Source organism: Streptomyces sp. NPDC020965 (assembly GCF_044333555.1).
Lineage (GTDB): Bacteria > Actinomycetota > Actinomycetes > Streptomycetales > Streptomycetaceae > Streptomyces.
The window spans coordinates 80670-95220 of the sequence record NZ_JBIRRE010000018.1; the positions used below are offsets into that span (position 1 = coordinate 80670).

At 67.1% G+C, this 14551-nt stretch carries 10 protein-coding genes and 1 pseudogene; 7 read left to right on the plus strand and 4 right to left on the minus strand.

Annotated elements, in window-relative coordinates; genetic code table 11:
• Positions 1-193: 193 nt before the first annotated feature.
• On the minus strand, positions 194-2800 hold the full coding sequence (locus ACH4S7_RS35200; protein WP_398525484.1) for a hypothetical protein: 2607 nt from the start codon (positions 2798-2800) through the stop codon (positions 194-196).
• 297 nt (positions 2801-3097) lie between these two features.
• Between ACH4S7_RS35200 and ACH4S7_RS35205 the strand changes: the two genes are divergently transcribed.
• The 4 genes from ACH4S7_RS35205 to ACH4S7_RS35220 all read left to right on the plus strand — a co-directional run bounded on the left by ACH4S7_RS35205 (position 3098) and on the right by ACH4S7_RS35220 (position 7201).
• Positions 3098-3622 (plus strand): hypothetical protein, encoded by a 525-nt coding sequence (locus ACH4S7_RS35205; RefSeq protein ID WP_398525485.1) that lies wholly within the window; start codon positions 3098-3100, stop codon positions 3620-3622.
• Positions 3623-4453: 831 nt separating this feature from the next.
• Positions 4454-5356: an aminoglycoside phosphotransferase family protein gene (locus ACH4S7_RS35210; protein WP_398525486.1), complete on the plus strand. Its 903-nt coding sequence runs from the start codon at positions 4454-4456 to the stop codon at positions 5354-5356.
• Positions 5357-5546: 190 nt separating this feature from the next.
• Positions 5547-5783 (plus strand): hypothetical protein, encoded by a 237-nt coding sequence (locus ACH4S7_RS35215; protein WP_398525487.1) that lies wholly within the window; start codon positions 5547-5549, stop codon positions 5781-5783.
• A gap of 140 nt (positions 5784-5923) precedes the next feature.
• Positions 5924-7201: an MFS transporter gene (locus ACH4S7_RS35220; protein WP_398525488.1), complete on the plus strand. Its 1278-nt coding sequence runs from the start codon at positions 5924-5926 to the stop codon at positions 7199-7201.
• A 61-nt stretch (positions 7202-7262) separates the two neighbouring features.
• On the opposite strand, the pseudogene ACH4S7_RS35225 reads toward ACH4S7_RS35220, so the two are convergent.
• A pseudogene (locus tag ACH4S7_RS35225) lies at positions 7263-7430 on the minus strand (site-specific integrase); the annotation flags it as partial.
• 787 nt (positions 7431-8217) lie between these two features.
• Here ACH4S7_RS35225 and ACH4S7_RS35230 point away from each other — a divergent pair.
• The gene (locus tag ACH4S7_RS35230; protein ID WP_398525489.1) at positions 8218-9927 is read left to right on the plus strand and encodes a BCCT family transporter; all 1710 of its coding nucleotides are present in this window, start codon (positions 8218-8220) and stop codon (positions 9925-9927) included.
• Between the two features lie 5 nt (positions 9928-9932).
• Here the strand turns inward: ACH4S7_RS35230 and ACH4S7_RS35235 are convergent, their stop codons facing one another.
• Complete coding sequence (locus ACH4S7_RS35235) at positions 9933-10580, minus strand: helix-turn-helix domain-containing protein (RefSeq protein ID WP_398525490.1); 648 nt, start codon at positions 10578-10580, stop codon at positions 9933-9935.
• A 548-nt stretch (positions 10581-11128) separates the two neighbouring features.
• Positions 11129-12268, minus strand: a complete 1140-nt coding sequence (locus tag ACH4S7_RS35240; protein WP_398525491.1) for a PucR family transcriptional regulator — start codon at positions 12266-12268, stop codon at positions 11129-11131.
• A gap of 86 nt (positions 12269-12354) precedes the next feature.
• Here ACH4S7_RS35240 and ACH4S7_RS35245 point away from each other — a divergent pair, with 86 nt between their 5' ends.
• Both ACH4S7_RS35245 and ACH4S7_RS35250 read left to right on the plus strand, forming a co-directional pair.
• Positions 12355-13410, plus strand: a complete 1056-nt coding sequence (locus ACH4S7_RS35245; protein ID WP_398525492.1) for a ferredoxin reductase — start codon at positions 12355-12357, stop codon at positions 13408-13410.
• Positions 13411-13417: 7 nt separating this feature from the next.
• Entirely contained in the window at positions 13418-14536 is a 1119-nt protein-coding gene (locus tag ACH4S7_RS35250; protein ID WP_398525493.1) for a fatty acid desaturase family protein, read from the plus strand.
• Positions 14537-14551: the final 15 nt, after the last annotated feature.

Sequence of the window (14551 nt, forward strand, 5' to 3'; positions counted from 1 at the left end):
CAGGTGGGCAGTCCCCGCTGTGGCCGATGCCGTGTCAGGGTCTGTGACTCGTTGGGCCTGCGGAGGGCTGGGGTGAGGGGGCACCTGTGCTGGGGCCGGGGTGCGTACCGCAGCCCCCGGCCCCTGCCCGGCACGTGGCCTTCTCTCAACGCCGATGGCCGGACGGTCGCTCAGCGGGTAGCGCGGCTTTCTTCTAGTTCAGGGTGAAGGACACCCATCGCGGTTTGTAGATGCTCGGATCCCGGTAGTGGGCTCCCAGGGGGTCAACCCTGTTGTCCATGCTGTTCACGTTGTAGCTGAAGGTGAAGTTGTTTCCGTTGCGGGTGAGGGAGGGGTGGATGTGGGCGTTGTACGCGAAGACGTCGGAGTCCTGGTAGCTTCCCCACGGCCCGGTCTCGGGCATGGTGTAGACGAGGGTCTGGTTCAGGAAGGGACCGGCCGGGTCACAGGCTGCGAAGGCGTGGGTCTGGGCGCTGAAGGCTTCATTGCTGTTCTGGGTGAACAGGATGAACTGGCCGTTCCACGGGGTGACACTGTATTCGTTGGAGACTCCGGTGAGGATGGGTGCTGCCTGATTTTCACTGAGGACCCAGCGGTTGCTGGGTTTGTCGTAGAACTCCCATACGCTGCTGAGGTCGCCGCCCTTGACTCTGGCGATGTGCATCTTCTTTTTGTAGCCGGCATCGTCGACGCCGTAGATGTACGTGTAGCCGTCTCCGGAGACGGTGGATGGGGTGATGCCGGATCCCCATTGTATTTTTTGTGTCGACGGGAGGGGCTCGACGGAGATGGGTGCCGTGAGATTCGAGAGCGAGAAGGTGGCGACGACGTTGCGTTTGTGTGCGAAGTCCCAGACGCCAGCGCCGAATTTGTGCCACTCATGGAAGATCACCTGCAGATAGTTTGCAGATCCGCGGGTGGTGATTTTCCCTCCTCCCAGCCAGAACCAGTGATTGGCTGATTCCGGAGGCATGATCGATTTGGGATTCGCCGCAGATCCGCCCGTGATGGTGGTGAGGTTTGATCCGTCCTGCATGACGAAGGAGTTGTTCACGAATGGTGCGCTGATCGGGCGTGTCCCATTGGGGTTGAGCGGCCCCAGAAAGGTGTCGGAGAACAGCCACAGCAGCCTACCGTCGGGGAGTTTGACGGAGTAGGTGGAGTCACCGCCGGTCCATCCTGATGATGTGGATGACGCGTAGTTGGAGAAGGTGCTCTGCGGGGACGCGGCCGGTTGGACGGCTGAGACGGCGGGGGTCCGAACCGTGCACGTCTGCGGGGAGTGCGTCTTCTGGGGCGTGTTGATGTACTGGGCGCCGGAGTCGACCCAGAAGGGATCGTTGTTCAGCACCCGGTTTGTCTGGTAGAAGCTGCTCAGCGCCCCGCCGACGCCTCCGTTGTCGCGTCTGGGCATGCTGGCACGGGCGCACGCCGCTGTGCCGTGGGGCGCCGCGTACGCCGGTGCGGGGAAGTCAACGGTCTTCCATTCTCCCGTGCCGCCGGGCCATATCGTCCACTGCTGACATTCTTTGCCGGAGCCGATCCCGATCTGGCCTCCGCTCTCCTTTGTGGCGGCGAAGGGCCATTCGTCGCACTCGATAGCCAAGGGGTCTCCGGCCGGCTTCCCGCCGAAGCGGTCCTCCTTCACCCAGGTGGAGTCGCAGACCTTGTTCCGGTTCGCGTTCGCCACGGCGGGGTCTCCCTCGCGATGCAGAGGGCTTCCGCGCCCTTCCCAGCCGAGGTGCGAACTCAGTGAGTGCTGTACGCGTCCAATGTATTCCCGGGCGGCCGGGTACGCGTGCGAGACGGTGAACGTCGGTGTGAACCGAGGCACGACGCAGCCCGCGAAGCTGGTGATGATGTTGTCGCACCTGAGCGTGAAGTCTCTGCTCTCCAGACCCCAGCTTGTCGATCCGGAGGTAGCGCCGGGAAAGACCACATGCAGGTGGTACTGAATCAGTAGTTCTTCGGGGTTGGTGGTTCCGGTCCAGGACCTGAGCCACATACCGTCGAGGGAGAGGCCGGTACTGATGGGCAGGTGACCGACCCAGGGGCCCGTCCCCTGGCTGCATTGACTGGCCGGTCCGCATTCGGATTCCACCTTCATGGTCATGCCTGTCTCAGCGATGCTGGTGACGGCGTCGACCGTGACGTAGAAGTAGTCGTCGAACTGGGTCTGGCTGGCGCTGGTGTTGATCTCCTGCTTGACCCGGCCGTGGACGCTGCCCAGCACCATGCCCGTGAGGGTGTTCACGATCATGATGATCAGGTTGTGGTGTTCGCAGATCGATGTCCGGGTCACATAGGTGATGTCACGCGGCTGGTCCTCGCACCACACATGTCCGTTCCCGGATGGTGCGATGGTGTCGCGGAGCTTGGCCGTGTCGCTTTTCTCAGCCGTTCCCCATTCGAAGCAGGTGACACTCTTCTTCCCCTGGGCCGACAACGATCGCAGGTTCTTTCTGACGTTGTCGCAGCTCTGTTTGTCTTCCTTGTTCCTGTTTCCCGGAGGCAGAGCACGGAAGTCGTGTTTCCGGGGCAGCGCGGCGACCGGACCTGCCACAGGTGCCGCTGGGGCCATGACGTCGGGCGAGGCGGCGTCCTCGCGTCGTGGCTCTCTGGCCTGATGGGCGATGCCCGCGCGCACGGATTCCCCCAGGCGCGGTGGGTCGCCTCCGCGGGATACCGCCGTGTTCGAGTCCGCGGCTGCCAGCTGGCCCGCCAGAACACTCAGCGCCATCAGGCAGGCGGCCAGAACTCCGAGAGCATTCCAGCGGAGCCGTCGTCGGCTGCGTCTCATTCGCACTCCTCGCTCATGGTGGCAGGCTGAGTGGGGGTGCGAACGGCCTCCATCGGGCCTTACATCTGACGGAGTGTGCCGTTGGCATCGAACCCGCATCGGTAAAGGTGGCTGGCATATCACCACGGTGATTGGGACGCGAGCAACCCCTGTGGCGCATGTGATTTCTGTGCGTGATGAGAAGTGCCCCTGGGCTGGTGTGGAGGAGGGTCCCCGTGCACTTCATCGCTCCCCCGGAACGAAGGTGAGCGCGCCGACAGTCATGGATTCTCAGCGCCAGGGCGCGAGGATGGGTCCATGCCTTTACGGAAGTTCACCATCACCATCGCGGTCACCGCGCTCGCTGTGACCGGGTGCGGGACATCCACGGACGACCTGTTCGTCAACCTCAACGGCGCCAACGCATCCGTCGAGCCGGACCCCCGTACCTCCAGCCGGGCCACGCCGGGGCCCGACGCCCCACCGAACTACGCCGACAACAGCCGGGCGCGGCGGCCCGGCGAGATGAGCCCGCAGGACGAGACGCAGGCCCGCCGAACGGCAGGTCACGTCGAACAGGCACTGGAGGAGCTGCGCCGAAACGGCCGGATCAGCCCTTCGCAGGTGCGGCCCGTACTCGAAAGGCTCGCCGCCCCCGCCCAGGTGTCCGTCGAGCAGCTGCTGATCGGAACCTCCATGGAGAGGGCCAAAGGCAGTACCTACGGCATCTGGATCGGCAGGACCTCCTGTGTCACCGGAGTCGTCAGCGGTTCCCAGACCTGGGCCAACGTCAACGGCCACTACCCCGAGACGGGCTGCATGCCCCCTGCGCCCACCCACTGAGAATTCGCCACCACCGACCGGAGGGGCGTCACAGACCGCCTTGCCTCGATCGACCGTCGGGCCACGTCACGGTGGTGGCAGCGGTCACTTGCACCAGGGTCAGGGGCGTCGTGGGGTGCCGTGCCGGCTGGGGGCGGTCCAGCTTCTTTGAGCGCGGTGGTGCGATGGCCAGATGCTGCCGGCACCTTGGGAGAGTGCTGGCAGCAGGCAGCTACTTCTGCTTGTGGGTCGGCCCGGGAGCGATCCTGAGGCACAGCGGTGACCTGCTCGGCGGAGTGATGGCGGGAGGTCAGATTTTCGGGGCTGTGCGATGTCGGTTCGGGTGGGCGCGGAGTTGAGGTGAGGTGCATTCCGGGGCCTGGTTGTCGCGCCCGGCGTTCATGTGGTTGAGACAGCGTTCGTACCAGTCGAGGAAGCCGATGGCGGAGGAGACGTCGGGACCCCAGAACCCGTCGCTGTTACCGGTGAGGACGCGACCAGCGAGGGGGCCGTCACCGCGATGACGCATAGGTCGGTGTAGCCCATCTCAATGACGTGGAGGAAGAGATCGGCGTTCGTGTGCTGGTCCCGCGTGGTACAACCCGCAGGGCTCCCCCGGTTCCCCGCGGGGATCCATGACCAGCAGGGAGCACCACTCCAGCGGCCTGAGGCCGTAGAACGGCGCCGCGCCTGTGCCGCCGACGTGCGTGAGGAGCATGTTCGCTCCGGGCCGGGGGCGCTGGTGCTTCGGCTCGATTTCTCTTCACGCTCCGTGACAGTGAAATGTGTGGGCATGCGTGGACCGTGCTCATAGGATGCGCAGGAACTGCATCGGCCATCTGGGGGGACGTGGTGAGAGAGTTGGTCTGCGTCGCGCCGGAGGTCCGGGACCGGTTCGTCGTTCGGTTCGGCGCTGACGTGCTTGGTTGGTGTGACGGGCTGCCGACGCTCGTCCATGAACTCGCTGCTCGTTGGAATCTGGATCTTGTCGCGGCGGGGGGCGGCGGCACCTCGCGAGTGTTCCGCTGCTTGCAGCGAGACACGGGCGCCTCGGTGTGGATGAAGCTCACGCCGGAGCCCTTGATCGCCCGCGAGGAGGCGGAAGCCCTGCGAGCCTGGGCTGATACGCCGTCGGTTGTCACTCTGCTGGCGGTGGACCTCGCTGCGGGGGCCCTGCTGCTGGAGAACGTGGAACCGGGAGTGCCGGTGCGGCAGCTCGCTTGGAACGTGCCTGAGGTCGCGGCCCTGCTGCGAGACCTGCGGGTCTCGCCTCCCGTGCCGCGAGAACACTCGGTATTGCAGCCTCTCTCACACCGGATCGGCTTCCTGTTCGACTTGACCGATCGCAGGCTGGCGGCCGCCCGCGTGAGCGGCCGGCCTATCCGAACGGCGCTGGGTCAGGCCAGAGCAGCGGCCCTGGAACTTGCCGCCAGTGGGCCCGTTGGACTCGTGCATGGCGATCTCCATCCGGCCAACGTGTTGTCGGGTCCGGACGCCCGCATGGTGGCGATCGACCCGAGGCCGACGTGGGGCGACCCAGACTTCGACGCTGTGGACTGGGTGCTCGACGGAGTTACAGATCCGGACCTGCTGGAGCAGAGGATCGAGAAGCTGGCGGCGCTGGTCCCTGACCTGTCTCCTCACCGTCTGCTGAACTGGTGCCGGGCCCTGGCCGCCCCCAACGCGGTCCCCGGACTGTGCTCAGGGCGAGACGATGCGGAGACACAATTCCTCATGACCCTGGCCAACGGCTGATCCACCCGGTGGCCGTGGCCGGATCCGCTCAGCCTGTGCCACCCCGCCTGTCAGCCGCAGTGAGCGTACGGAACGCAGTTCTTCCAGGGGGCACCGGATTGAAAAACGGGTCAGCTTCGTCCACCCGTCCATCACGCAGAACTACACAACGCCGGATTTCGCGCAACGCGCTCAACTCGTCTTTGCTTTGGTGCCGGATTCCGCGGACTGGGCGGGGGAGGTCCTGGAGGCCGGCATCCTCCGGGCGCTGGTCCGCCCGGTGCTCAGGTCGGAGGCCGCGGCCTCCCCGGGCACCCTGTTCGGTGTCGCCGCCGTGTCGCCGGGCGCGAAGGGGCTCAACATGCTCGGCCGGTACTCTTTTCAGCTCCCCGAGCTGCTGGATGGCCTGCGCCCTCTGCGCGATCCGGCAACCCCCGGCGAGGAGTGACGAAGAGAGCGGTTGGCTGTTGCGGCTGATCCCATCGGTACAGGCGCGGCCTGCCTCCGCCCTGGTGCTGCGGGCACAATGCTTTCCGTACGCCGGGCGAGGGACGCCTGGGTCTTCGTGGCGGCGGAAGGGGTAAGGGGATGGGCTGGGGCGGAGGGCGGGTCTTACGCGACCGCAATGTGGTGTTTTACCTGAGCGGTGTGGTGGTCTCGGGCTTCGGCAGCTCTGCTATGGCCCTGGCAGCCGGTGTGTGGACCAAGTCACTCACCGGGTCGGACAGTCTGGCTGCCCTGACGACCTTCTGCGTATGGGCGCCCATTCTGTTCGGCCCGCTGATCGGCACACTGGCCGACCGGGTGCGCCGGCGGCCGTTGCTGATCTGGACCAATCTCGGCATGGCCGTGGTTCTGCTGCCGCTTCTCGCCGTCCGTTCCAGCGACCAGATCTGGATTCTGTTTGCTGTATTGATCGTGTACGGCACCAGCTCGGTGCTGCTGGATGCGGCAGAGGCCGCACTGGTAGCGACCGCTGTACCGGAGACACTGCGCGGCGACTTCAACGGCCTGCGGATGACGGCGAACGAGGGAATGAAACTGGTCGCCCCACTTCTGGGCGCGCTTCTGTTCGTCCAGTTCGGCGGCACAGCAGTGGCCCTGCTGGATGCGGTCACCTTCGTGCTTGCCGCGATAGCTTTCGCCCTCATGCGCGTGTCGGAACCCGCGCCCCGCCCGGCTGAGGCCCAACGATGGAGCACTCAGGCGGTCGAGGGAATCCGTTATCTGCGACATCACCCGGTTCTGTGGCGGCTGGTGCTGGCCGGGGCCGCGGCTATGGGCGTGGCCGGGCTGAACGGAGCGTCGGTGTATGCAGTGGTCGATGGTGGTCTCCACCGTCCGCCCGCCTTCGCCGGGGTCCTCTACGCCGTGCAGGGCATCGGCTCCGTGGTCATCGGGCTGTTCGCCGGTGCTCTGCTGCGGCGGATGCCCGAACGGGTCTTCGCCGCAGCCGGGATCATGCTGTTCGCGGTGGGCGTTGCTCTGCGCGTTGTCCCCTCGGTGCCAGTGGTCCTGCTTGCCAGCGCGATGATCGGCGCGGGGCTGCCCTGTGTGCTGATCGCAGCCATGACAGCCGTCCAACGCGAGACGCCGGGCCAGCTCGTGGGCAGAGTGGCAGCCACCGCCAACACCCTTCTCTTTGCCCCCAATGCCATTGCCCTGGCCGCCGGAGCGGGCCTGCTGGCCCTCGTGGACCACCGCGCAGTGCTGCTGGTAGCCGGAACTGCGGCGGTGATCGCCGCGGTCGGCTGCCTCTTCGGTCGTCGCGCGCGGACACAGGTAACAGCCCCCGCGCTGGGAGAGTCAGCGCGTGTCGAGGACCGGGACACCGAAGAGACAGAGACCGCCTACGATTCTCGCTAAGCCCGCCGCATTCGGGTGGTGGACCGATGACGTCGCCGACCGGTGGGGGGCGACAGTCCCATCAGCGTCTGCTGTCGCCCGGCGCAAGCAGACTGGTGATTTCAGCGATGGCTTCGGCAGAGGGCTTGAAGTAGCGGCGTACATTCTCCGGCTTCTTGTGCCGGGACTTCGCCATCAGCATCAGCAGGCTCGGCCCCGCCTCGCCGAGGTGAGTCAGGGAAGTGTGCCTTGTGTCCGCAGAGACCGTGTGCGGTGGACTGCGTGTTGCGATTGAGCAGGGCCGGAGTGAGCGCTGGATTCGCAATGCAGACTCCCTGGCGTGTTGCATTGAGCTACTGACATCGTGATCCAGATCACCCCGACTCCTCTCGTCATGTCGGTCACTGCAGGAGCCGATCACGGCGGAGCGGGCTGCGGGAAGTCGTGTCACGGATGCCGTTCCGGCGGCTGTGGCCCGGAGGTGGACGATTTCCTCGTACTGAGCGGCAAGCCGGGCGAGGGCCTGGGCGCGGAAGTCCCCGAGTTACTCGTTCGCCTTCTCCTCGGCGGCCAGCCGCTCCTTGTACGCAACTCCACTTGGGCCCACCTTGGCGGCCCGGACCTTACTGCTCCGTGAGCCGTTCACGTCCCGGCGCACGGGAAGCCACTCCGGCACTGGGCAGTTCACGGGTGATCATGGAGCACCCGCCTGGGCACGACCGCGCGGGCCGTGGTCGTACGGCCCACGAAGGCGGAGCGGTGAGGAGGTGCGTGACCGTGGAGCGGTTCTCGTACGGCCAGTACCAGCCGAAGCCGGTGCCCGGGATGGCGTCCACGAGGGGCGAGGTGAGCCCTTTCGGGCGAGTGAGGTGCGGGGGCGCTGTCGAGACAGGCACGGATGGCGACCGCGTACCCGCGCAACGGCGACGGCGACGGCGACCATGGGTATCGGTCCGGGGAACGTGGGAATCCGCACGGGTGGGGTAACCGGCGTGCCATGGGTACATGACGGCTTTTTCCCCGCCATAGTGACCCCGGTGAGCAGTGAATCGATCGAAGAGTCAGAGCGGCCGGAGGAGCCCCACCGCCCCGACGGCCGGGACACATCCCCCGACGTGGTGGTCGTGGTGGTCGGCGTCGCGGTCGTCCTCGGCGTCGTCGCGTGGGCGGCCATCGGGAAGGAGTCCTTCGACAGCGCGTCCAGCTCAGCCCTGGACTGGGTGCTGGGGAACTTCGCCTGGCTGTTCGTGATCGCGGCGGACGCCTTCCTCGTCCTGTGCGTCCTGCTCGCCTTCTCCCGCTACGGTCGGATCAGGCTCGGCACGGACGACAGCGAGCCGGAGTTCACCAATCTCGCGTGGATCGCGATGATGTTCAGCGCGGGCATGGGGATCGGCCTGATGTTCTACGGCGTCGGTGAACCCCTTACCCACTATCTGGCACCGCCCCCGGGCAGCGGAGTGGAGCCGCGCACCGGCGCGGCGGCGGGAACAGGGCTGGAGTACTCGTTCTTCCACTGGACGCTCACTCCGTGGGCGATTTACGGGATCGCGGGCCTCGCGCTCGCCTACGCGAGCTTCCGCAAGGGCCGCGGCAACCGGCTCAGCTCGGTGTTCGTTCCCTTGCTCGGGGAACGCCGGGCCAACGGCCGGCCCGGTCAGCTGATCGACCTGCTGGCGGTGTTCGCGACCGTGTTCGGGACCGCCACGAGCCTGGGGGTGGGCACCCTCCAGGTCGCGAAGGGCCTCAACCTCACCGCGGGTGTGGAGGACTCGACGACAGTGCAACTGCTCATCATCGTCTCCCTGTCCGCGGCCTTCGTGATCTCCGCGTTCACCGGACTCCACAAGGGCGTGAAGTGGCTGAGCACCATGAACATCGTCCTCGCGGCGTGTCTGATGCTCTTCGTGTTCGTGCTCGGACCGACCGTCTACATCCTGGACGCGATCCCGGCGAGCCTCGGCGGCTATGTCAGCCAGCTGGTCACGATGGCGACCCGGACCGGCGCCTTCACGGACAGCACCTGGCTGGGTTCCTGGACGATCTTCTACTGGGCGTGGTGGCTCTCCTGGGCACCGTTCGTGGGAACCTTCATCGCGCGCATCTCCCGGGGCCGGAGCATCCGGGAGTTCCTGATCGGGGTGCTGCTCGTCCCGAGCGGGGCCACCGTCGTCTGGTTCTGTGTGATGGGCGGCACCGGCATCCGGCTGGACGCGACCGGCGAGGTCGACATGGCGGCGAAGCTCAAGGAGGGGGAAGAGGCGTCGCTGTTCGCGATGCTGGACGCGCTGCCACTGGGGGCGGTCACGTCCTGGGTGGCGATGCTGCTCGTGATGACGTACTTCGTGACCAGCGCTGACTCCGCGTCACTGGTGATGGGATCGCTGACCAGCAGAGGCGCGCTGACGCCGCGGACCTGGCTCGTGGTCGTCTGGGGCGTACTGATGGCGGCGGTGGCGGCCGTGCTGCTGGTGGCCGGCGGGCTGTCCTCGCTCCAGACCGCGACGATCCTGGTGGCGCTGCCCTTCGCGGTGGTCATGCTGCTGCTGTGCTGGGCGCTGCTCAAGGAACTGCGTGCGGACCCCGGCGCCGGACCCGCACGCGGCCAAGCGCTGCGCGGCGTACGGGATGCGGTACGGGCAATGGTAGGCGAGGCGATCTCCGAGGCCGGACCCGGACGGCACCATCGGCTGCGCCGGATCGCCCGCTCCCGTGGACAGGACGGTACCGACGAGGACGCTGGATGACCTCTTCACGGCGGCCGTTCTCGAGGTCGACGTCGATGTCCGGGTTGCTCTTCTCCAGGTGGAGGAAGCACATAGGGCCAGTGCGTGGCGATGACTCCGAAGGCCGTACGGACGGCTGTCTGTGCCGCCCTGGTGTTCAGGTGCGCGTGGGCGTAGCTGAGGTAGAGGGGGTGGTGGAGGGTGTGGAATGCCTCGAAGGCGGGGGGCATGAGGAGGTGGAGGGGCTCGGTGGGGTGCGGTGGGGTTGGTTGGCGGGTTGGGGTGGTCACGGGAGGGTTTCGTTGGGGGTGGATGGTGTCGGTGTGGGCTCCCACGGCGGTGATGAGGCGGGCGACGAGGGGCCATTCGGTGACGTGGGTGCCGTTCAGGAGGCCGGTGACGTCGGCTTCGGACAGTGCGTTGCCGGTTCTGGTGCGGAGGGTGGTGGGGGTGGGGCGGCCGGCTGCGAGGTTCATGCCGCGAAGGGCGGCGTGGAATCCGGTGGGTTGTGCTGCGGTGAGGCCGCGGGCCGCGTCCCACAGGGGGCGTGGTTCTACAGGGTCGGCGTCGCAGGCGAGGGCGAGTTCGCGGGTGACGTTCCAGGAGGGGCTGCGTTCGCCGCTGACGATGCGGGAGAGGTAGGAGCGGTCGACGCCACGGCTGCGCGTACGCATGCGTGGTCGCTCTGCATGGTTTGCAGCATCAGGAGGGCTTCGAGTGGGCGTCCTTGACGGATGAGGCTCACCAGTTCCGCGACCCGGCGCTCCAGGGCGTATGCCTGTTTGAGTGCGTAGGTGTCAGCGTCGAGGCCGGCCGGGAGGCTGCTCGCCCGGCGCTGTTTGCGGTGACGGGTGCCGCATTTTGTCCGAACAGTAGAGCCGGCGTCGGCCCACCCCTGTCGGCTGCTCGATGGTCGTGGAGCAGCCTGCGGCGACCCACACTCCGCCGGTCACCGAGCTGGAGCCCGCCGCGCGCCCGTGGGTCAGCTCGCGCCAGGACAGCGCCCTCCACCCGGTCGAGCCGTATCCGCCACCCCGGTCCTCAGAGACAGCGCCCCCGACCGGCTTCCCAATGCCTTGTCCGGTTTTCACATCACTCCCACGGTCTCAGCTGGCCAGCACCGCTCTCTTCCCCGGGCCGCATGAGCAAGCCGGCGGCACCGAGACCGAGGCACGATTCCCGGATCGCTCAGGGACGCAGTCGTGGACGGTCGAAGTACGGGTCAGCCAACCCGAAGACCGACCGCCAGTGTCAGTTCAAGGACCCGGTGCGGCGATGCGAGGTCCGGAAACAGCTCCCGTAGCTGCGACATCCGGTATCGGACTGTCTGGGGATGGACGAACAACGCCGCCGCCACCTCGTCCCGTCTGCCCTGGTGCAGCAGCCACGCCCGCAACGTCTCCTCCAGCCGCTGTGCCGTCGCGACAGGCAAGGTCCGCAATGGTGCGAGAGCTCGCGCACGCAGGTCTGCGAACGCGTCCACGTCGGCGCTCAGCACCAGCTCGGGCAGGTGATCCTCGGTGTCGCGAACATCAGAGGAGAGGGAGCGCGCGCGTACGGCTCGTGCGTACGAGGCGGACGCTCTAGTCCATGGTCGGGCCGGGCCGACCACGGCGGTGCGGTCGGCCAGCCGGCTCAAGAGATGTGATCGGTCGGCATCGGGGACGAGCAGCACACCGGTGGCGTCCGGCAGGTCGTCGAGGACGAGGGTGGCCGGGTCGAGCGCGCGGTAGGCAGGCCGGGCCTGGGCAGCGGGCAGCAGGACCGCGGTCAGTGAAACCGGAGGCTGCCACCCTGCCCGTTGAGCAGAGGCCAGCAGCACGTCCGGGCTCGCGCCGGCGAGGAGATCGTGGGCCAGGTGTTCCAGGTGGAGCTCGTGGGCCCGGCCCCGGGCGGCCAGTTCGTCGGCGTGGCCCGCGGCACTCGCGGCGGAGAGCTCGTCAATGTAGGCGAAGGTCAGTTCGGCGAACTTGGCGACCTCGGCAGCGGGCAGACCTGCGGGCACGGCACCCGCTGCCAGGCAACGCCAGGCCACGCGGGCGCCGACACGGTAGGCGCTGAGAAGGGCGTCCATCGAACGGCCGTCGCGCACCTCGCCGCGGCCCAGCTCATAGGCCGCGTCACCGGCGTCACCGCCGGTGGCGTCACCGCTCGCGAGGTCCAAGTAGTGCCCCAGGGCGGTGCGGACGGATCGGCGGATGGTGCCACCCATGCGGCCCGAAAGAGCGTTGGCGTAGGGAGGGACCTCGTCGATGATCGCCTGGACGACCTCGTCGGCAGTGCTCTTCAGCGCGGCCCGAAGCGCGGTGACCGTTGTCTCGTCCAGGGCCAGTTCGGTGGCCCTCCGGATTGCATGCCCCATGTTTTGTTCCCTGCGAACAATTAAGCCGACCAGATTCACGCCCTACGGGTAGGACTTTACGCCCTGAGGCGTATCAAGCTGGGATCATGACGAGTACAGCCCTCCGCAGCAGGGCGTGGAAACTGCTGGAGATGGTCACGACGCCGCTGCTGCCGTCGGACTACCTCGACCTGGTCAGTCCGCTGCGTGCGGGCGCCGACCTGCGTGGGCGCATCGAGGCCGTGCACCCCGAGACGAGTGACGCCGCGACCATCGTGATCAGGCCGGGACGGGGCTGGCGTGGCCACAAGGCCGGTCAATATGTGCGGATCGGGCTCGACGTCGACGGGGTGCGTCTGTGGCGTGCCTACTCCATCACCTCGCCGACAAACCGCCAGGACGGCCGCGTCACGATCACCGTGAAGGCGATCCCGGGCGGCAGGGTCAGCAACCATCTGGTCCGCAGGGTGAAACCGGGCACGCTGATCCAGCTCGACCAGGCCACCGGCGACTTCGTGCTGCCGGAGGCCAAGCCCCCCAAGGTCCTCTACCTGACGGCCGGCAGCGGCATCACACCGGTAATGGGCATGCTGCGCGACACCGAGTTCGACGACGTCGTCATGGTCCACTGCGCGCCACAGCCGCAGGACGTGATCTTCCGAAATGATCTGCACGACCTGGTCGCGGACAAGAACCTGCGTCTCACCGAGGTGCACACCGACACAGACGGCATGCTCGACATCGCCCGTCTCGACGAACTCGTGCCCGACTGGGCCGAGCGCGAGACCTGGGCCTGCGGGCCCGCGGGCCTGCTCGACGCCACCGAAGACCACTGGACCGAGCACGGCGTACCAGAGCGTCTGCACACCGAACGCTTCCGCCCCGGCATCGTCGTCACCGGAGACGGTGGCGAGGTCACGTTCACCACCACCGGCAGGACCGTCGACGCGGACGGCGCCACGCCGTTGCTGGACGTCGGCGAGGAGGCCGGCGTGCTGATGCCCTCCGGGTGCCGCATGGGCATCTGCTTCGGCTGTGTCACGCCGCTCAAGGCGGGCGCCGTCCGCGACCTGCGCACCGGCGAGATCACCGAGGCCGAGCCTGGCGTCCTCATCCAGACCTGTGTGTCCGCTGCGGCGGGCCCCTGCGACATAGAACGGTAGGAACACCGTGACCGCCATCGACCCCACCGCCCACCTGACCGCGGAGCAGATCGAGGAGCTCGGCCGCGAGCTGGACGCGATCCGCGACGAGGTGATCGCCGACCGCGGCGAGAAGGACGCCGCCTACATCCGCAAGGTCATCTCGGTGCAGCGCAAGCTCGAACTGGCCAGCCGGGGCGTGCTGCTGTTCTCGATCTTCCCGCCCGCGTGGCTGATCGGCACCGCCTGTCTGTCCGTGGCGAAGATCATGGACAACATGGAGATCGGCCACAACGTCCTGCACGGCCAGTGGGACTGGATGCGGGACCCGAAGATCCACTCCACCACCTGGGAGTGGGATCACGTCTCCCCGGCCGATCAGTGGAAGCACTCGCACAACGAGGTGCACCACACGTACACCAACGTGATCGGCAAGGACAACGACCTCGGCTACGGCATCATGCGCGTCGACGAGGACCAGCGGTGGCACCCGTTCCACCTCGGTCAGCCGCTGTGGAACTTCATCAACGCCTGCTTCTTCGAGTACGGCATCGCAGCGTACGACCTGGAGCTCGGCAAGAACCTGCACAAGCGCCGCCGCAAGAACCCGGAGTTCCGCGCGCGGGCCAGGGCCGTGGGCCGCAAGATCCGCAAGCAGGTACTCAAGGACTACGTGATCCACCCGCTGCTGTCGGGCCCGTCGTTCCTCACCACGCTCGCCGCCACCTTCACCGCGAACCTGGTCCGCAACCTCTGGACCCACTCGGTGATCATGTGCGGGCACTTCCCCGAAGGCGTGCAGGTCTTCGAGCGCCGATCGATCAAGGGCGAAACGCGCGGCCAGTGGTACCTGCGCCAGATGATGGGCTCGGCGAACATCAGCGGCAGCAGGGCCATGCACTTCATGACCGGCAACCTGTCGCACCAGATCGAGCACCACCTGTTCCCGGACCTGCCGAGCAACCGGTACGCCGAGGTCGCGGTGAAGGTGCGCGCGCTGTTCGAGAAGTACGAGCTGGAATACGTCACCGGGCCGCTGCCCAAGCAAGTGTTCTCCGCGTGGCGCAAGGTCTTCCGGCTCTCGCTGCCGAACAAGAAGCCCAAGGTCAAGACACCTGACCACGAGCAGAAGCTCGTCGCGGCCTGATCCCGGTACTGGTTC